Below are 17778 nucleotides of genomic sequence, written 5' to 3'. Positions count from 1 at the left end.
CTCATGACTTCCGCTTCCCGCACTCCCCAGGCGCCGGTACTGACCGCGCCGATCATCCTGCTGATGTCCGTGGCCACCGGCCTGGCCGTCGCCAGCAACTACTATGCGCAGCCGCTGCTGCACACCATCGGCGAGCAATTCTCGCTGTCCACCGCCGCGGCCGGCTCCATCGTCACCACGGCCCAGCTCAGCTATGCGGTGGGCCTGATGCTGCTGGTGCCGCTGGGCGATATGTTCGAACGCCGCAGCCTCATCGTGCTGATGAGCCTGCTGTCCTCCGGCAGCCTGCTCATTTCCGCCTTCGCGCCCAACATCACCGTCCTGATCGTGGGCACGGCCCTGACGGGCATGCTGTCCGTCGTGGCCCAGATCCTGGTGCCCTTCGCCGCCACGCTGGCCGCCCCGCACGAACGGGGCAAGGCCGTGGGCACGGTCATGAGCGGGCTGCTGCTGGGCATATTGCTGGCGCGCACCATCGCCGGCGTGCTGGCAGACGTGGGCAGCTGGCGCACCGTGTACTGGGTGGCGGCCATCCTGATGCTGGCCATGTCCGGCGCCCTGTGGCGCCTGCTGCCCCGCTACCAGAGCCCGGCGGGCCTGAGCTACCCCGGCCTGCTGGCCTCCATCCTGAGGATGTTCGTCGAAGAACCCCTGTTCCGCGCCCGTTCGCTCCTGGGCGGGCTGCTGTTCGCCGCCTTCAGCATGCTGTGGACGCCCCTGACCTTCCTCCTGGCGAGCCCGCCCTATCAATACAGCAACACCACGATCGGCCTGTTCGGGCTGGCCGGCGCCGCGGGCGCCTACGCCGCCAACCGGTTCGGCCGGCTGGCCGACCGCGGCCTGGGCAACCTGGCCACCCGCGTCGGACTGCTCCTGCTGCTGGCTTCCTGGGGACTGATGGCCTTCGGCCAGGCGTCCGTGATTGCCCTGCTGGCCGGCATCCTGATACAGGACCTGGCGATCCAGGGCGTGCATGTCACCAATAGCAGCGCCCTCTACCGTATGCGCCCCGAGGCGCGCAGCCGGCTGACGGCCGGTTACATGACCAGCTACTTCATCGGCGGCGCCAGCGGTTCGCTGGTATCGTCCTGGCTGTACGCCCATTTTGGCTGGCCCGGCGTGGTCACGGCGGGCGCCGTTCTTGGGGGCATTACGCTGCTTTACGGCGCCCTGGCGCCAAGCGCGCGCATCCCCGAAACGGCCTCGCTCCCAGCCCGCGCCTAGCACCTCCTATAATCAGGGGTTTTGACCGCCCCCGAGTCAGGCCGCCTCCGCGCCCGGCGCGGCCGGGCGGCTCACCCTTTTTTGCCACCGTGCACGAGCCCATGCAGGAACGTTACCTCCCCAATATCGTCGAAGCAGCCGCCCACCAAGACTGGCAGGCGCGCGACGTCTACCTGGTCCACGAACACGCGAAGAACGCCGACGGCTCCGAAAAGCCGAAGTTCTACGCCTGCTCGATGCTGCCCTACCCCAGCGGCAAGCTGCACATGGGCCACGTGCGCAACTACACCATCAACGACATGATGGCGCGCCAACTGCGCATGCGCGGCTACAACGTCCTGATGCCCATGGGCTGGGACGCCTTCGGCATGCCGGCGGAAAACGCCGCCATCAAGTCCAAGGTGCCGCCGGCGAAGTGGACGTACGACAACATCGCCTACATGAAGAAGCAGATGAAGGCGATGGGCCTGGCGATCGACTGGTCGCGCGAAATGTGCGCCTGCGATCCCCAGTACTACAAGTGGAACCAGTGGCTGTTCCTCAAGATGCTGGAAAAGGGCGTGGCCTACCGCAAGACCCAGGTCGTCAACTGGGATCCGGTAGACCAGACCGTGCTGGCCAACGAACAGGTCATCGACGGCCGCGGCTGGCGTTCGGGCGCGTTCGTCGAAAAGCGCGAAATCCCGGGCTACTACCTGCGTATCACCGACTACGCCGACGAACTGCTGGGCGCCGTCCAGAACGACCTGCCCGGCTGGCCCGAGCGCGTGCGCCTGATGCAGGAGAACTGGATCGGCAAGTCCGAAGGCCTGCGCTTCGCCTTCCCGCACAAGATCGCCGGGCCGGACGGCCAGCTGATCCAGGACGGCAAGCTGTACGTCTTCACCACCCGCGCCGACACGATCATGGGCGTGACCTTCTGCGCCGTCGCGCCGGAACACCCCCTGGCCACGCAGGCCGCCCGCTCCAACCCGCAACTGGCGGCGTTCGTCGAGCAATGCAAGCTGGGCGGCACGACCGAGGCCGAAATGGCCACGCGCGAAAAGGAAGGCATGCCCACGGGCCTGTTCGTCACGCACCCGATCACGGGCGCCGAGGTCGAGGTCTGGGTCGGCAACTATGTGCTCATGACCTACGGCGACGGCGCCGTCATGGGCGTGCCGGCGCATGACGAGCGCGATTTCGCCTTTGCGAAGAAATACAACCTGCCGATCACCCAGGTCGTGGACGTGGCCGGCAAGGAATACTCCACCGACGCCTGGCAGGAATGGTACGGCGACAAGCAATCCGGCCGCACCCTCAACTCCGGCAAGTACGACGGCCTCTCGCACAAGGAAGCGGTCGACGCCATCGCGGCCGATCTGGGCGCGCAAGGCCTGGGCGAAAAGCAGACCACCTGGCGCCTGCGCGACTGGGGCATTTCCCGCCAGCGCTACTGGGGCACGCCGATCCCCATCATTCACTGCGCGGATTGTGGCCCGGTCCCCGTGCCCGAGAAAGACCTGCCGGTGGTCCTGCCGGACGACCTCATCCCCGACGGCAGCGGCAACCCGCTGGCCAAGAACGAGGCCTTCCTGTCCTGCGCCTGCCCTAGCTGCGGCAAGCCCGCTCGCCGCGAAACGGACACGATGGACACGTTCGTGGACTCGTCCTGGTATTTCATGCGCTATACCTCGCCGGGCAACGGCGACGCCATGGTCGACGCGCGCAATGACTACTGGATGCCGATGGACCAGTACATCGGCGGCATCGAGCACGCCGTGCTGCACCTGCTGTACGCCCGCTTCTGGACCAAGGTCATGCGCGACATGGGCCTGCTCAACTTCGACGAGCCCTTCACCAAGCTGCTGTGCCAGGGCATGGTGCTGAACCATATCTATTCGCGCAAGACGCCCCAGGGCGGCATCGAATACTTCTGGCCGGAAGACGTCGAAAACGTCTACGACGACCGCGGCGCCATCATCGGCGCCAAGCTGAAGTCCGACGGTTCCGCCATCCACTACGGCGGCGTGGGCACGATGTCCAAGTCCAAGAACAACGGCGTCGACCCGCAATCGCTGATCGATACCCTGGGCGCCGACACGGCCCGCCTGTTCGTCATGTTCGCCAGCCCGCCCGAGCAGACCCTCGAATGGTCCGATTCCGGCGTCGAAGGCTCCAACCGCTTCCTGCGCCGCCTCTGGTCGATCAGCCACGCCAAGCGCGAAGCCGTCGCCCGCGGCCTGGCCCATGGCGCCGACTGGACCCAAGCCCCGGCCGCCGTGAAGGACCTGCGCCGCGAGGTCTACACGCTGCTCAAGCAGGCCGACTACGACTACCAGCGCATCCAGTACAACACCGTCGTGTCCGCCTGCATGAAGATGCTGAACGCCATCGACGATGCCAAGCTGCCGGAGGGCGCCCCCACGGACGCCGCCTACGCCGAAACGCTGGGCGTGCTGCTGCGCGTGCTGTACCCGGTCGTGCCGCACATCACCTGGCACCTGTGGGCCGACCTCGGCTATGCGCAGGAACTCGGCGACCTCCTGGACGCGCCCTGGCCGCACGTGGACGAAGCGGCGCTGGTCGCCGACGAGATCGAACTGATGCTCCAGGTCAACGGCAAGCTGCGCGGTTCGATCCGCGTAGCCGCCAAGGCCGCCAAGGAAGACATCGAAAAGCTTGCGGCCGGGCAGGAAGAGGTCGCCCGCTTCCTGGAAGGCCGTCCGCCCAAGCGCGTCATCGTGGTTCCGGGCAAACTGGTCAACGTCGTAGGCTGATGAGGTCAAGCATGCACTTCGCCGGGCAACAAACGCACTCCTCCCGCCAAAGCTGGCTGCTGCGCGGCGCCTGCCTGGCGCTGTTCATGCTGCTCTCCGCCTGCGGTTTCGCCTTGCGGGGGGTCACCCCGCTGCCGTTCGATACGATGTTCATCGGCATTCCCGACAACACCCAGTTCGGCGCCGACGTGCGCCGGGCGGTGCGCGCGGCGTCGCCGAACACCAAGCTGCTGCCCAGCCGCCAGGGGGCCCAGGCCATCCTCCAGCAGGTCTCGGATGCCCGGACCTTGCGCGAGGTTTCGCTGAACGCCCAGGGCCGCGTCGAGCAATACGAACTCGGCATCAACTACACGTTCCGTCTCATCGACGCCAAGGGTCGGGCGGTGATCCCGGACACGACGCTGTCGATCTACCGCGAAATGCCCTACGACGACCAGGTCGTGCAGGCCAAGCAGGGCCAGATCGAAACGCTGTACCGGGCCATGCAGCGCGACCTCGTGTCCCGCCTGCTGCGCCGCCTGACCGCGCCGGACGTACGCACCGCCTTCGAGAACGCCGAGCAACGCGGCGAAGACGGCGAAACCCCGCTGTACGATCCGAACGCGCCCGAACCGCAGCGCACGCCGGCGCCCTGGCACACGCCGTCCACTACCGATCCGGCCAACGTGCGCTAAATGGCACAGCCCCTGGACGCGGACCGCCTGGCCGAACACCTGCAACGGCCGGGCAACCGGCTGGCGCCGCTGTATACGGTGTCGGGCGACGAGCCCCTGCTGGTGACCGAGGCGGTGGATGTGCTGCGCGCCTCGGCCCGCAACGCCGGTTATACCGACCGGCTGTCCATGGTGATGGATGCCCGCAGCGACTGGAGTTCCGTCACCGCCGCCACGCAGAGCGTGTCGCTGTTCGGCGACCGCCGCATACTCGAAATCAAGATCCCCACCGGCAAACCCGGCAAGGCCGGCGCCGATACGCTGACCCGGCTGGCCGAACAGGCCGAGAAGCAGGCCGACCCGGACACGCTCATCCTGATCGCCCTGCCCCGCCTGGACAAAGCTACGCGCGATAGCCGCTGGGCCCAGGCACTGAGCCGCGGCGGCATGATGGTCGATATCGCCAATATCGAACGCGGCCGCCTGCCCGCCTGGATCGGCATGCGCCTCGCGCGCCAGAACCAGCGCGCCGACAATGCCACCCTTCAATGGATGGCCGACAAGGTGGAAGGCAACCTGCTGGCCGCCCACCAGGAAATCCAGAAACTGGGCCTGCTGTACCCCGAAGGCCAGTTGGCGTCCGAAGACGTGGAACGCGCAGTGCTGAACGTGGCACGCTACGATGTCTTCGGGCTGCGCGACGCCATGCTCGCCGGCGACACGGGCCGCACCATCCGCATGATCGACGGCCTGCGTGCCGAAGGCGAGGCGCTGCCGCTGGTGCTGTGGGCGGTGGGCGAAGAAATCCGCCTGCTGGCCCGCGTCGCGGAAGCGCGCGCCCTGGGGCAGGACGTCAACGGCCTGATGCGCCGCCTGCGGATTTTCGGCGCGCACGAACGCCTCGCCCTGCAGGCCCTGGGCAGGGTGCAGCCGGGCGTCTGGCCGGCCGCCGTACAGCACGCGCACGAAGTGGACCGCCTGATCAAGGGTTTGTCCGTGCCCGGCCGCCTGTCCGATCCCTGGGAAGAAATGACCCGCCTCGCGCTGCGCGTCGCCGCCGCCGGCGGACGACCGTGAAGGCGGCATAGCCGCCGCCTCCGCCACGCCCCCTCCGGCCGCCTGACCGGAGTTCGCCCGGCCACAACCTGCCGGATATACACTGATTCTCCAGGCGGCCCGCCTGCCGCCCCCATACTCCATGATCGACGCCGCCATGTCCTCGTCCTCCATCGAACAAGCCATGCTCACCCTGGGCGAAAACGCCCGCCGCGCCTCGCGCGCGATGATGCGCGCCACCGGCGCCGCCAAGAACCAGGCGCTGCTGGCCATGGCCGATGCGCTCGCCGCCAGCCACGACGAACTCAAGGCTGCCAACGAGAAAGATGTCGCCGCCGCCCGCGCCAACGGGCTGGAGCCCGCGCTGCTGGACCGCCTGACCCTGTCTGACAAGACGCTCGCGCACATGGCCGAGGGCCTGCGCCAGATCGCCGCCCTGCCGGACCCCATCGGCAGCATTACCGCCACGTCGGTGCGCCCCAACGGCATGCGTGTCGCCCAGATGCGCGTTCCGCTGGGCGTGATCGGCATCATTTACGAATCCCGCCCCAATGTGACGATCGACGCCGCGGCGCTGTGCCTGAAGTCCGGCAACGCCGCCATCCTGCGCGGCGGCAGCGAAGCCCTGCACTCCAATATCGCGCTGGGCCGCATCGTGCAAAAGGGCTTGGCCGCCGCCGGCCTGCCTCAGGACGCGGTGCAGGTCGTGGCCACCGCGGACCGCGCCGCGGTCGGCAAGCTCATCACCATGACCGAACACATCGACGTCATCGTGCCCCGCGGCGGCAAGGGCCTGATCGCCCGCCTGTCCCAGGAGGCCCGCGTGCCGCTGATCAAGCACCTGGACGGCAATTGCCATGTCTACATCGACGCGGCGGCGGACCCGGACAAGGCCCACGCCATCGCCTTCAACGCCAAGACCTACCGCTACGGCATTTGCGGCGCCATGGAGACCTTGCTGGTCGACGCCGTGGCCGCCGTCTCCATCCTGCCCAGCCTGGCCGCGGATCTCGTCGAACACGGCGTCGAGCTGCGCGGCTGCCCCCGCACGCTGGCCCTGCTGCCGCACGCCACGCCAGCCACCGAAGAAGACTGGGCGACGGAATACCTGGGCCCCGTCCTGGCGGTGCGCATCGTCGACTCGCTGGATGACGCCATCGAACACATCGCCCGCTGGGGCTCCGGCCACACGGACGCCATCGTCACCGAAGACCTGTCGGCCGCGCAGCGCTTCCAGCGCGAGGTCGACTCCAGCTCGGTCTACGTCAACCTGCCGACCTGCTTCGCGGATGGCTTCGAGTACGGCCTGGGCGCCGAAATCGGCATCTCCACGAACCGGCTGCACGCCCGCGGCCCGGTCGGCCTGGAAGGCCTGACCACGCTGAAGTGGGTGTTGAGCGGCGAAGGCCAGGTCCGCGGCTGAGCCGCTGCGGCGCGCCTCCGTGGCGCGCGGCGGCTGACGCAGCCCTGAACACAGGGCTGCACCAAGCCTTTTACAATACGGCCAGGCATTTCTCCCGGCTTCTTGTCATCCGAACGCGGCCCTCCGCGCAACCCGAGATCCCCAATGCATTCAGCCGCCATTTCCATGGCCTTCAGCCTTTTCGTGCTCTGCTTCATTACCTGCTCGATCAGCGGCATCGTCCTGTTCTTCCTCAAGAGCAAGCAGATCAACGCCACATTGAAGCACCCGTACCTGCAGCACCGTACGTTCGCCCAGTATCCGCTGGCCGTGCGGGCGGCGATCACGCTGGACTATTTCTTCCGCCTGATGTTCCCCGGCACTCGCTTCTCGCTGATCGGCAACGCCAATGATCTGCTGGGCCACGTGGATCCCAAGAAGACGCCGCTGTCCGTGAAATGGCCGATCGTCGGCTTCTGGAGCTCGTGCTGGCTCGGCCTGATCGCGATGGTCACCCTCTGGGTCATGCTGTATCTGGGAGTCTGAGCGCATGCAGATCCGAATCGAAGACTATCCCGGCTGCCTCGAAGCCGCCCGCTACCTGATCGCGGCACGCGAGTCCGGCATCGCCGGCCCGCGCCTGCCCGCCGACTGCCGCCCGCAATCGCTGGGCCAGGCCTTCGCCGTGCAGCAACGCACCGCGCAGTTGCTGCAGGAAAGCCGCCAGGATGCCATCGCCGCCTGGAAGAGCGCGCTGCCCTCGCCCGAGAAAACCGTCGTCGCCCCAATCTATGCTTCCACGGTCGCCTATGCCGAAGCCGGCCCGATCCCCGCGCGGACGGACGTGCTTCGCATCGAACCCGAGATCGCGTTCGAGATCGCCCACGATCTACCCGCCCGCGCCACCCCCTATACCGAAGCCGAAATCGACGCCGCGATCGCCGGTGCCCGCCTGGCCCTGGAAGTCCTGGGCTGCCGCTACGCCTCCCCGGAACACGCCAGCCTGCCCGAACTGCTGGCCGACCACATGTTCAACCTGGGGCTGATCCTGGGCCCGCGTATCGAATCGCCCAATTCCGCGCCTGGCAGCATGAGCATCACGCTGTCCATGGACGGCGAAGAAGTCGAACAGCACGCGGGTATCCACCCGAACGATCGCCCCAAGGCCGGCCTGTACTGGCTGGCCAACTTCCTGCGCGAACAAGGCCTGGGGCTGCGCGCCGGCCAGCACGTCATCACCGGCTCGTACGCAGGCTTCCTGGACGTGCCAGCCAACCGCGACGTGGAACTCGCCTACGGCGACATCGGCGTCCTGCGCCTGCGCTTCGGCAAGTAATCCACGAAAGGCCCGCCCCATGGTGGCGCTGATGATCGATGAAGCGTTCCGGCCCCCCGGTATCGACCGGCAGGAGCTCAACGTCTATATGTTCAACGAACCCGCCATCCGCACCTGCCGCAAGCTGGGCTTCACGCTGGAAGGCGTCAGGCACTCGTCCACCCGGGCGGGCAGCGAGCGCTGGGACACAGGCATGATGGGCCTGCTGCGTTCCAAGCGGCAGGCCGCGAAAGCAGGCGCAGCCTAGCCCTTAGCGGGCCGCGGGCTCGGCAATGCCGATCGCGTCGCCTGCCGCCTCGATGATCTCGCCGACCGCCAGGCACAGGTCTTCGCGGTAGCGCCCTGCCACCACCTGCACGCCGACCGGGCTCGGGCCCGCGCCGCTCATGGCGCTGCCCATGGCGACCGACAATCCCGGCAACCCCATGAACGGCACACCGATCTGTGTCATTTGCGCGCGCCAGACGCGCGCATAAGCCTCGTCGCCCTGCAGGTCGAGATTGTCCGGGAACGGAAGCTCGGCGGACACCGGCAGCAGCAGCACCGGATATTCGGCAAAGAACAGCTCCCACATCCGCGTGAGCGTGGCGCGGCGCGTCAACACCGCCGAAAACCCGGCCAGGTCGGCGCCGGCCGCCTTGCCGCGCTGGCCGGCCAGCGCGATGAGGGCGCCGCGGTCGCCCTCTTTCTCGGCGGCCACGACCAGGGCCTCGTAGCCGTCCGCCAGCCACATGCGGATCTGCAGGTCCGCGGCCTCTTGCATCGACGGCAGGGAATCCAGCGTGTCCACCGTCCAGCCGGCCTCGCTGAGGCGGCGCGCCGCCTCCTGCAAGGCCTTGACCACGGCGGGCTCGGTTTCCATGCCGTCGGGGTTCAGGCAGAGCGCGGCCCGGCGCGGCACATCGGGCCCCGTCAACGGAGCCGGCACCCACCAAGGATCGCGCGGGTCGGGTGCAGCCAGCGCGGCCAGGCCCAACCGCAGGTCGGCGATGCTGCGCCCCAGGGGCCCCGATACCGCCGTCAGCTGCGCGCCGATGGGGCGCTCGGGCAATGCCGCGTTGTACGCCGCCACGCGCCCCAGCGACGGCCGCAAGCCATGCACGCCGCAGGCGTAGGCCGGGTAGCGGATGGACCCCGCGATATCGGTGCCATGCGCCAGGTGCCCGATGCCTGCGGCAACCGCGCAGGCTGCCCCGCCCGACGAGCCCCCCGGCGTCAGCGCCGGATTGCGCGGGTTCAGCGTGTTCCCGTGCAGCACATTGCCGGTGAACCAGCGCAGCGAAAACGCCGGTGTGTTGGTGCGGCCCAGGATGACGGCGCCCGCGCGCCGCAGATTGTCCACGACCGGGCTGTTCTCGGTGGCGATTAGGTCCTTCTGCAGGCCCACGCCATTGGTGGTGGCGAAACCGGCCTGATCCACATTGACCTTTACCGTGACGGGCACGCCGGCGAGCGGGCCCGCTTCCTCGCCGCGCGCGAGAGCCGCATCCACCTCGGCCGCTTGCGCAAGCACCGTTTCGGGGCGGTAGTCCACCACGGCATTGATGGCGGGGTTGACGGCTTCGAGCCGCTGCAGCGCGCTTTGCGCCGCTTCGCGGGCGGAGACTTCACGCTGGCGGATACGGGCGGCAAGTTCAACTGCGGACAAACGCCAAAGATCGGACACGCGCGACTCCTGATTCAGGGTTTTTCGAGGCACGTCCACCTTAGCGCCTGCCGCCGCCGCCCACAAGCCGCGATGACGCCGCTACTTGCCCTCTTCGAAGACCTCGACGATCGCGTCGGCCACCGCGCGCACCCGGGCCGTGCGGTTCAGGTCCCCGTGCATCACCAGCCAAAGGTCATAGGGTTCGCTGCGGCTCGGCCAGATACGGACCAGATCCGGATAATCGGGCGCCATATGCGTGGGCAGCTCACCGATGCCCAGGCCGGCCACCACGGCCTCGATGATCATCAGGCCGGAATTCAACTCCAGGCCGATGCGGCCGTTGCCCGTCGGCTCCCCGCAAAACATATCGGACCAGCCCGGCAACACCGATTGCTGGTAGGTCACCAGCGTGTGCCCCGCGAATGCCGTTCCGAGGCGGGGTTCGCCATGCGCCTCCAGGTAGGCCCGCGACGCGTACAGCCCGACTTCCTTGCGCGCCAGGTGGCGGTAGATCAGATCGGGGTTGTCAGGCCTAAGGTTGCGTATCGCCAGATCCGCCTCGCGGCGCGTCAGGTTGCTCAGCTGGATCGCCGTGGACAGTGTCACGCGGATATCGGGGTGCTGAACGTGTACGCGCCGGACGGCCTCCATGACGAAGTATCTGGCCACGGTTTCCGACGTTGCTACCCGCACCGCGCCGGACAGCCGGTGGTCCAGCCCCTGCATCTGGCGCTGCAACTGGTCGGCGGCCTGCTCCATGCGCTCCGCCGCTGCGAACGCCAGTTCACCGGCGGCCGTCGGCACGTACCCACCCGGCGTGCGCAGGAACAGCCGCGCATCGAGCGAAGCCTCCAGCGCCGCCAGCCGGCGGCCGGCCGTGGCCTGGTCGATCTGCAGCAGGGCCGCGGCCCCCCGCAGTGTGCCTATCCGGTAAATGGCCAGAAAAATCCTGGCGTTATCCCAGTCCATGTGTCACCCAATAGATGCATTTATGCATCACTATAAAGCAGTTATTCGGCTTTTTTGCATCAGAGAAACCTCCTAAGCTTCCTCCCTCGAAAGCCGCTGAACCGCCACCATGAACTCCGCTTGCCCCCACGCCTCCGCCCTCGATGCCAAACCCGCCGCCGCCGCCCTGCTGCCGCTCGTCACCCTCGCGATCGGCTTCGTCATGGCCATGCTCGACGTCACCGTCGTCAACGTCGCGCTGCCCAGCATCGCGCTGCAATTCACGGTTCCCCTGACGGATCTGGTCTGGATCGTCGATGGCTATACGCTCACATTCGCGGCCCTGCTACTGGTGGCCGGCGCGCTCGCCGACCGCTATGGCGCCAAGACCATCTACCTGACAGGGCTGGGCGTCTTTACCTTTGCGTCCCTGCTTTGCGGGCTGGCGCCGAACGCCGACATCCTCATCCTGGCCCGCCTGCTGCAAGGCCTGGGAGCAGCCTTGTTCATGCCCAGTTCGTTAAGCCTGCTGACCCACGCCTACGATGACGAAGCTACCCGCAACCGCATGCTGGCGGCCTGGTCTGCGATCGTGGCGGTCGCCGGCGCGGCCGGCCCGCTGATGGGCGGCATGCTGATCCACCAGTTCGGCTGGCGCGGGATCTTCCTCATCAATATTCCCTTGGGCCTCGTCGGCCTGTGGCTGGCCCGCCGCCGCATCCAGGCGGCGCCCCGCCGGCCGCGCGCGCTCAATCCGCTGAGCCACCTGCTGGGGATCGTTGCGCTGTCTTCGCTGTGCTTCGTGCTGATCCAGGGCAACGCCTATGGCTGGTCCTCCAGCCGTATCGTGATCGCCGCCGCCCTGTTCCTGGGCACCGCGGCCCTGCTGGTCCGGCGCGAACGCCGCCATGCCGAGCCCATCATTCCGCGCGCGCTCTTCGCGACCACGCAATTCGCGGCGGCCAACGGCATCGGCTTCCTGATCAATCTGGCCTCCTACGGGCAGCTCTTCCTGCTCAGCCTGTTCCTGCAGCAGGCGCGCGGCGCGGATGCGCTGCAGACCGGCATCCAGCTGGTTCCGATGCTGGCGGTGTTTTCCATCGGCAACCTGATCTCCGCGCGGATGTCGGCGCGCTGGAACGTATCGGCCTCGCTGCTGGGCGGCATGTCGCTTGCCGCGGCCCTGAGCGCAGTCGCCATCTTCACCGTCACGCCGGACGTCGCCTACTGGCCGTTCGCCGCCATTGTCGCGCTGGCCAACTTGGGCGTGGGCATCGCCGTGCCCGCGATGACCAGCGTGGTCATGCAGGTGTCGGGCAAGCGGCATGCGAACAGCGCCGCGGCAACGCTGAATGCCAACCGCCAGTCGGGCGCGCTGGTCGGCGTCGCCTTGATGGGCACCATCCTGCATTTGCTGCCGGACTGGCACGACGCCCTGCCCGTTGCCTACTGGGTCATCGCCGCGAGCTACGTGCTGGCCGTGGCGCTGGGAGGGCGGCATCTGCGCCGCGCCCGCAACGCCTGAGCAGCGGCGGGCTGCTCAGGCGGAGGCGGCCGGAAGAATCGCCACGCCGCGGCCCGCGAAATAGCGGTCGAAGGCGGCCAGCGGCAATTCGACGTCGGCTTGCGCGCCCGGCTCGCCCGAAGGATTGTGGAACCTCACCGCGTCCGGGGCGGCGCGGGTCAGCAGCACCAGGTGGCCGCCCTTCCTCGGCGGCTCCCTGTCCGGCCAACGTATCCAGGGATGGACCGACGCCATAAAGAACTCGGCCTGTTCCATCAGTGCCGGCAACTCAGCGGCCTGCAAGCCGACGTGCACCCGCGCATCCATGCCGAAAGCCTCGGCCACATAACGCACGAACGGCGCGTGGATCATCCCTTTGATGCGGTCTCCGTCCACCGTGTAGGCCCCATAGGGCAAGCTGCGGCGCGCCAGTTCCAGGATGGGGTGGCGGCCCGCGCCGCGCGCGGCCAGCACCATGCTCAGGCAGGCCATGCCGCAGACATGGTTGGCCCAGTGCGCGTACTCCTCCACATCGTGCGCGCCCGACTCCCGCCACGCGGGGTCGTCGGCGAGCGTCAGCTCGCCGTGGATGATCTTGCTGGCCAGATGCGCCGATGCCCACTGGCAACAGTAGGGCACGGCGGACTGGCGGTCGGGCGTCGCATGCATCCCGGGCTCCGGAAAATCGGGGAAGCCGCTATCTTGCCCCCGTGGCCTCCGCGTGGCAACGGCCCGACGTTTGCTTCACAATGCTCCTATCCACGCAACCAGGAGACCCGCATGTCCAGTCCCGCCACGCCTCTTCCGTCCGCCGTCCGCCGCGTCGCCATCGTGGGCGCCGGCACCATCGGCGCCAGCTGGGCCGCGCTGTTCCTCGCCCGCGGCCTGGAAGTGGTCGTCAGCGATCCGGCCGCCGACGCCGAACCCCAGACGCGAGTCCGCGTGCAGGCAGCGTGGCCCGTGCTGGCGGAACTGGGCCACGTACTGCCCGGCGCCTCGCCCGACGCGCTGACGTTCGAACCGGACCTTGAAACCGCGCTGGCCGGCGTGGACTTCGTCCAGGAAAACGGCCCCGAACGCGAAGACTTCAAAACCGCGCTGTTCGCACGCATGGACGCAGTCCTGCCGCCGCATGTCATCGTTGCATCGAGTTCGTCCGGCCTCATCATGAGCCGCCTGCAGTCGCGCTGCCAGCATGCCTCCCGCTTCGTCATCGGGCATCCGTTCAATCCGCCGCACCTGATTCCGCTGGTCGAAGTCGTCGGCGGCGACCAGACTTCGGCCGACACGATGGACCGCAGCATTGCGTTCTACCGGAGCATGGGCAAGTACCCGATCCGCCTGAACAAGGAAGTGCCCGGCCACATCGCCAACCGCCTCCAGGCCGCGCTCTGGCGCGAAGCCATTCACCTGGCGGCCGAGAATGTCGCCAGCGTCGCCGACATCGACGCCGCCGTGTCGCAGGGCCCCGGCCTGCGCTGGGCGCTGTTCGGGCCGCACATGACCTTCAACCTGGGCGGCGGCGAGGGCGGCCTGGCGAATTTCATGGACCATCTGCTCGGCCCGGTGCAGACCTGGTGGGATGATCTCGGCGCGCCGGACGTGACGCCGGAACTGCAACAGCGCCTGATCGAGGGCGTCAAAGCGGAGGTGGGCGAACGCAGCATCGCGGACCTGGTCCTGGCCCGGGACGCCCAGTTGACCGCCTTGCTGAAAGCCCTGCAACGCTGAACCCGCGTGCCGGGTATGCCATCTTCTTTCCGCCAGCGGCGCTCCGCTGGCGAATCCGAATCCAAGGAATCCATCCGCATGATTTCCGTAACGCAAGACCTTGAACGTTCCCGCTACACCGCCACCGTCGATGGCGTGCTTTGCGTGCTCGACTACCACCTGCAAGGCAACATCATGACGATCACCCATACCGGCGTTCCCAGCCAGGTGGGCGGCCGCGGCATCGCCGCCGCGCTGACCCGCCACGCCCTGGACGCCGCGCGCGCCAATGGCTGGAAGGTCCGGCCGTCGTGTTCATACGCGGATGCCTACATGCGCCGCCATCCCGAATACAGCGATCTGCTGGCCTGAGCGGCGGCGGCGCATCCATCGTGGCAAAGCCTTCTCACAACGCAAACGCCGCTTGTCCCTGCGGCGGCCCCAAGAGCTACCCCGAATGCTGCGGCCGCTGGCATGAAGGCCCACTCGCCCTGCGGGCGCCCACCGCCGAAGCGCTGATGCGCTCCCGCTACAGCGCCTTCGTGCTCGACAAGCTGCCGTATCTGCTGGCCACCTGGCACCCCAGCACCCGCCCCGCCACGCTCGAACCCAATCCTTCTGACCTGAAGTGGCTGGGGCTGGCGGTCAAGAAAGCCCAGGACCAGGACGCGGACCACGCCACGGTGGAATTCGTCGCGCGCAGCCGCCAGGCCGGCCGCGCCCATCGCCTGCACGAGATCAGCCGCTTCGTGCGTGAAGACGAAAGGTGGTATTACCTGGACGGCGACCTGAGCTGAATCCAGCCCTCAGGCCGCGGGCACGGGCACGTCCAGGCTGTCGGACTCGATGGCTTGCCTCAGCGCCATCACCAGGTGCTGTTCGGCGGCGTTCAACGTGCGCGGGTTACCGACGATCGCCAACTCCGTCGGCGGCACTGGCGCAAAGCCCGCATCCTCGCCCAGCACCTCGTGCGTGTCCAACCGCGCGAACGCCGGCAGCAAACTCACGCCCAATCCAGCCGCAACGGCGGCCTGCACCCCCGCCAGGCTGTGGCTGTGATACGCGATATGCCATGGCCTGCCTGCGCTTTCCAGGGCGTAGATCATGCGCTTGCGATAGATGCAGCCTTGCGGGAACAGGACCAGCGGCACGGCGGCCCCCTCAAGCGCCGGCAGCTTGCCGCCCACCCAGACCAGACGTTCCGGCCATGCCGCCAGGCACGGCCCATCGCCCGGCTCGCGCTTGATCAACGCCAGATCCAGTTCGCCTGATTCCAGCCCGCGCCGCAAGTCCATGCTCATGCCGCTGCTCGTTTCGAGACGGACGTCCGCATGGCTGGCGGCAAACCCTGCCAGCAACACGGTCAGCCGGGATACGTCGAAATCCTCCGGCACGCCGAGCCGCAGCACGCAGGTCTTGCGAGGGGCCGACAGCACATGCTCGGCTTCACCCGCAATGGCGAGGAGGCGGCGCGCGTAGGCCACCATCAGCTCGCCATCCTCCGTCACCGACACATTGCCGCCGGCCCGGTCTCTCAAGAGCAGCGTCTTGCCCACGCTCTGCTCCAGCTTGCGTACCTGCTGGCTGACAGTCGATTGCGTGCGATGCACCCGGCTTGCCGCGCGCGTGAAGCTGCCCTCGTCCACGACGTAAACCAGGGTCCTCAGAAGTTCAAGATCGAGCATGGCGGGTTTGATATCGATTAATCAACTGAGATGAGTTCAATAATTAATTTTACAACTCATCTGCCCGCACCTACTCTGGACCCATCACATTCGCTTCTACCCCCGTCCTATTCAAGGAACCGATATGCCCCTGGCGCACCTGCCCCGTCCCCAATGGCTCACTTTCGATTGCTATGGCACCCTCATCCAGTGGGACGAAGGCCTGCAAGATGCCGTCGCCCGCATCCTGGCGGTCAACCCCGAAGCCAGCCGGCATGCGCCCACGCCCGCGCAGTTCCTGCACCGCTACGACGGCCATGAACATCGGCTGGAACGCGAGCGGCCGCATCGGAACTTCGCCGACATCAGCCGCGAATCGTTGCGGCTGACCATGCAGGAGCTGAGCCTCGAATACCGGCCCGAATACGCGGACATGCTGGTCGGCGGCATCTCCGCGATGCCGCCGTTCCCCGAGGTGGTGGGCACGCTGGCAGTGCTGAAGCAGGCTGGCTTCCGGCTGTGCATCATTTCCAACACCGACGACGGCATCATCGCCGGCAACGTCGCCCAGTTGGGCGGGCACGTCGACCGCGTCATCACGGCCGAGCAGGCCGGCGCCTACAAGCCGTCGCGTCAGATATTCGCCCACGCCTACGCCAGCCTCGGCGTCACGCCCGACGAGGTCGTGCACATTTGCGCCAGCCCGCATCTGGACCACGCGGCCGCTCGCGATATCGGCTTTCGCTGCGTCTGGATCGACCGCGGCACCGGCCGCGAATGCTTGCCTGACTACCGGCCGGACGCTACCGTAGCGACTTTGGACCGCGTACCCGAGCTTTTCCGCGATGCCGGCTGGCTATGACGGATGCGCGCCTTCCCTCCCCCTGACTCCCGATAGGCAGCCATGAATCAAGAACCCCACTTCGCCAACGCGCTCTTCCACGCCGAACCTGTCGCCGCGCTGCGCGCCGATTTGGCGCTCGCGCTGCGGGCAGCCGCCGCCCACGGGTTGGGGGAAGGCGTCTGCAATCATTTCAGCGTCGCGCTGCCCGGCGATGCGGACCATTTCCTGCTCAACCCCCGCGGACTGATGTGGAACGAGGTTCAGGCGGACGACATCGTGCTGGTCGACGCCCACGGCAACAAGCTCGCCGGCCGCCATGAAGTCGAACCCACGGCCATGTTCATTCACGCCGCGATCCACCGCATCGCCGGCAAGGCCTGTGTCCTGCACACGCATATGCCTTACGCCACCGCCCTGACGCTCACTACCGATCGCGCGCTGGACACCACCCTCTCGCAGAACGCCATGCGCTTCCATGGGCGCCTGGCCGTCGACGAGCACTACAACGGCCTGGCGCTGGACGTCAGCGAAGGCGAACGCATCGCCCATGCCATGCAGGGCGCGGACGTTGTGTTCCTGGGCAACCATGGCGTGGTCGTCTGCGGCGAGCGCGTGGACTATGCCTACGACGATCTCTTCTTCCTGGAACGCGCCTGTACCGCCCAGGTGCTCGCCCAATCCACCGGACGGCCCCTGGTGCCGGTCAATCCCGAACTGGCGGGCAAGGTCGCCGCCCAGGTCCAGGGCGAGCGCCTGCAATCCGAACTGTTCTTCGCCGCCCTGCGCCGCCAACTGCCCTGACCGGCGCGTATCCTCGCCGCGAAGCCATCCGCTCCCGCAAAAACAAAACCCCTCGTCGATAATCCGGCGAGGGGTTTTTTGCATGGGGCCGCGCGCGCATGGCGGCGCCCCAAAGACAAAACCCCACAGGATGTACCTGTGGGGTTTTGCGGAATAAAAGCCTGACGATGACCTACTTTCACAGACGTCCGTCCACTATCATCGGCGCAAAGTCGTTTCACTGTCCTGT

18 protein-coding genes are annotated in these 17778 nt (G+C 67.5%); 14 read left to right on the top strand and 4 right to left on the bottom strand.

Annotated features, from left to right (window positions below):
* Nucleotides 1–3: 3 nt before the first annotated feature.
* The 8 genes from AGI3411_RS08995 (at nt 4) to AGI3411_RS08960 (ending at nt 8677) form a co-directional block, all read left to right on the top strand.
* The gene (locus AGI3411_RS08995; protein WP_129527040.1) at nt 4–1224 is read left to right on the top strand and encodes an MFS transporter; all 1221 of its coding nucleotides are present in this window, start codon (nt 4–6) and stop codon (nt 1222–1224) included.
* A 101-nt stretch (nt 1225–1325) separates the two neighbouring features.
* Nucleotides 1326–3983 carry a leucine--tRNA ligase gene (gene leuS, locus AGI3411_RS08990; RefSeq protein WP_129527039.1) on the top strand — a complete coding sequence of 886 codons (2658 nt, stop codon included), beginning with the start codon at nt 1326–1328 and terminating at the stop codon, nt 3981–3983.
* A gap of 11 nt (nt 3984–3994) precedes the next feature.
* Nucleotides 3995–4657 (top strand): LPS-assembly lipoprotein LptE, encoded by a 663-nt coding sequence (locus tag AGI3411_RS08985; protein WP_129527038.1) that lies wholly within the window; start codon nt 3995–3997, stop codon nt 4655–4657.
* The gene (holA, locus tag AGI3411_RS08980) at nt 4658–5713 is read left to right on the top strand and encodes a DNA polymerase III subunit delta (RefSeq protein ID WP_129527037.1); all 1056 of its coding nucleotides are present in this window, start codon (nt 4658–4660) and stop codon (nt 5711–5713) included. It abuts the gene before it with no gap.
* A gap of 121 nt (nt 5714–5834) precedes the next feature.
* Complete coding sequence (locus tag AGI3411_RS08975) at nt 5835–7115, top strand: glutamate-5-semialdehyde dehydrogenase (RefSeq protein WP_129527036.1); 1281 nt, start codon at nt 5835–5837, stop codon at nt 7113–7115.
* Nucleotides 7116–7259: 144 nt separating this feature from the next.
* Nucleotides 7260–7640, top strand: a complete 381-nt coding sequence (locus AGI3411_RS08970) for a hypothetical protein (RefSeq protein WP_165359116.1) — start codon at nt 7260–7262, stop codon at nt 7638–7640.
* 4 nt (nt 7641–7644) lie between these two features.
* Nucleotides 7645–8430, top strand: a complete 786-nt coding sequence (locus tag AGI3411_RS08965; RefSeq protein ID WP_129527035.1) for a 2-keto-4-pentenoate hydratase — start codon at nt 7645–7647, stop codon at nt 8428–8430.
* Between the two features lie 19 nt (nt 8431–8449).
* Nucleotides 8450–8677: a GNAT family N-acetyltransferase gene (locus AGI3411_RS08960; protein ID WP_244240299.1), complete on the top strand. Its 228-nt coding sequence runs from the start codon at nt 8450–8452 to the stop codon at nt 8675–8677.
* Between the two features lie 3 nt (nt 8678–8680).
* Here AGI3411_RS08960 and AGI3411_RS08955 read toward each other — a convergent pair whose 3' ends face one another.
* Both AGI3411_RS08955 and AGI3411_RS08950 read right to left on the bottom strand, forming a co-directional pair.
* The gene (locus tag AGI3411_RS08955; RefSeq protein WP_129527034.1) at nt 8681–10096 is read right to left on the bottom strand and encodes an amidase family protein; all 1416 of its coding nucleotides are present in this window, start codon (nt 10094–10096) and stop codon (nt 8681–8683) included.
* Between the two features lie 81 nt (nt 10097–10177).
* Nucleotides 10178–11047 (bottom strand): LysR family transcriptional regulator, encoded by an 870-nt coding sequence (locus AGI3411_RS08950; protein WP_129527033.1) that lies wholly within the window; start codon nt 11045–11047, stop codon nt 10178–10180.
* Between the two features lie 109 nt (nt 11048–11156).
* Between AGI3411_RS08950 and AGI3411_RS08945 the strand changes: the two genes are divergently transcribed.
* The gene (locus AGI3411_RS08945) at nt 11157–12551 is read left to right on the top strand and encodes an MFS transporter (RefSeq protein ID WP_129527032.1); all 1395 of its coding nucleotides are present in this window, start codon (nt 11157–11159) and stop codon (nt 12549–12551) included.
* Nucleotides 12552–12566: 15 nt separating this feature from the next.
* On the opposite strand, the gene AGI3411_RS08940 is transcribed toward AGI3411_RS08945, so the two are convergent.
* Complete coding sequence (locus AGI3411_RS08940) at nt 12567–13199, bottom strand: cysteine peptidase family C39 domain-containing protein (protein ID WP_129527031.1); 633 nt, start codon at nt 13197–13199, stop codon at nt 12567–12569.
* 111 nt (nt 13200–13310) lie between these two features.
* Here AGI3411_RS08940 and AGI3411_RS08935 point away from each other — a divergent pair, with 111 nt between their 5' ends.
* From AGI3411_RS08935 to AGI3411_RS08925, 3 genes are all read left to right on the top strand, one after another.
* Nucleotides 13311–14261 carry a 3-hydroxyacyl-CoA dehydrogenase NAD-binding domain-containing protein gene (locus tag AGI3411_RS08935; RefSeq protein WP_129527030.1) on the top strand — a complete coding sequence of 317 codons (951 nt, stop codon included), beginning with the start codon at nt 13311–13313 and terminating at the stop codon, nt 14259–14261.
* A gap of 78 nt (nt 14262–14339) precedes the next feature.
* The gene (locus tag AGI3411_RS08930; RefSeq protein ID WP_129527029.1) at nt 14340–14612 is read left to right on the top strand and encodes a GNAT family N-acetyltransferase; all 273 of its coding nucleotides are present in this window, start codon (nt 14340–14342) and stop codon (nt 14610–14612) included.
* Nucleotides 14613–14632: 20 nt separating this feature from the next.
* Complete coding sequence (locus AGI3411_RS08925; RefSeq protein WP_129527028.1) at nt 14633–15037, top strand: YchJ family protein; 405 nt, start codon at nt 14633–14635, stop codon at nt 15035–15037.
* A 9-nt stretch (nt 15038–15046) separates the two neighbouring features.
* On the opposite strand, the gene AGI3411_RS08920 is transcribed toward AGI3411_RS08925, so the two are convergent.
* Nucleotides 15047–15925, bottom strand: coding sequence for a LysR substrate-binding domain-containing protein (locus AGI3411_RS08920; protein WP_129527027.1), 879 nt, complete (start codon nt 15923–15925; stop codon nt 15047–15049).
* Nucleotides 15926–16049: 124 nt separating this feature from the next.
* Here AGI3411_RS08920 and AGI3411_RS08915 point away from each other — a divergent pair, with 124 nt between their 5' ends.
* Nucleotides 16050–16766: a haloacid dehalogenase type II gene (locus AGI3411_RS08915; RefSeq protein WP_129527026.1), complete on the top strand. Its 717-nt coding sequence runs from the start codon at nt 16050–16052 to the stop codon at nt 16764–16766.
* Between the two features lie 42 nt (nt 16767–16808).
* A complete protein-coding gene (locus AGI3411_RS08910) occupies nt 16809–17549 on the top strand; it encodes an aldolase (protein WP_129527025.1) in 741 nt (246 codons plus the stop codon).
* Nucleotides 17550–17778 lie beyond the last annotated feature (229 nt).

The sequence above is a fragment of the Achromobacter agilis genome, assembly GCF_900496965.1.
GTDB lineage: Bacteria > Pseudomonadota > Gammaproteobacteria > Burkholderiales > Burkholderiaceae_B > Achromobacter > Achromobacter agilis.
Note: the sequence above shows the minus strand (reverse complement) of the source record. Positions and strands in the feature narration are given on the sequence as shown.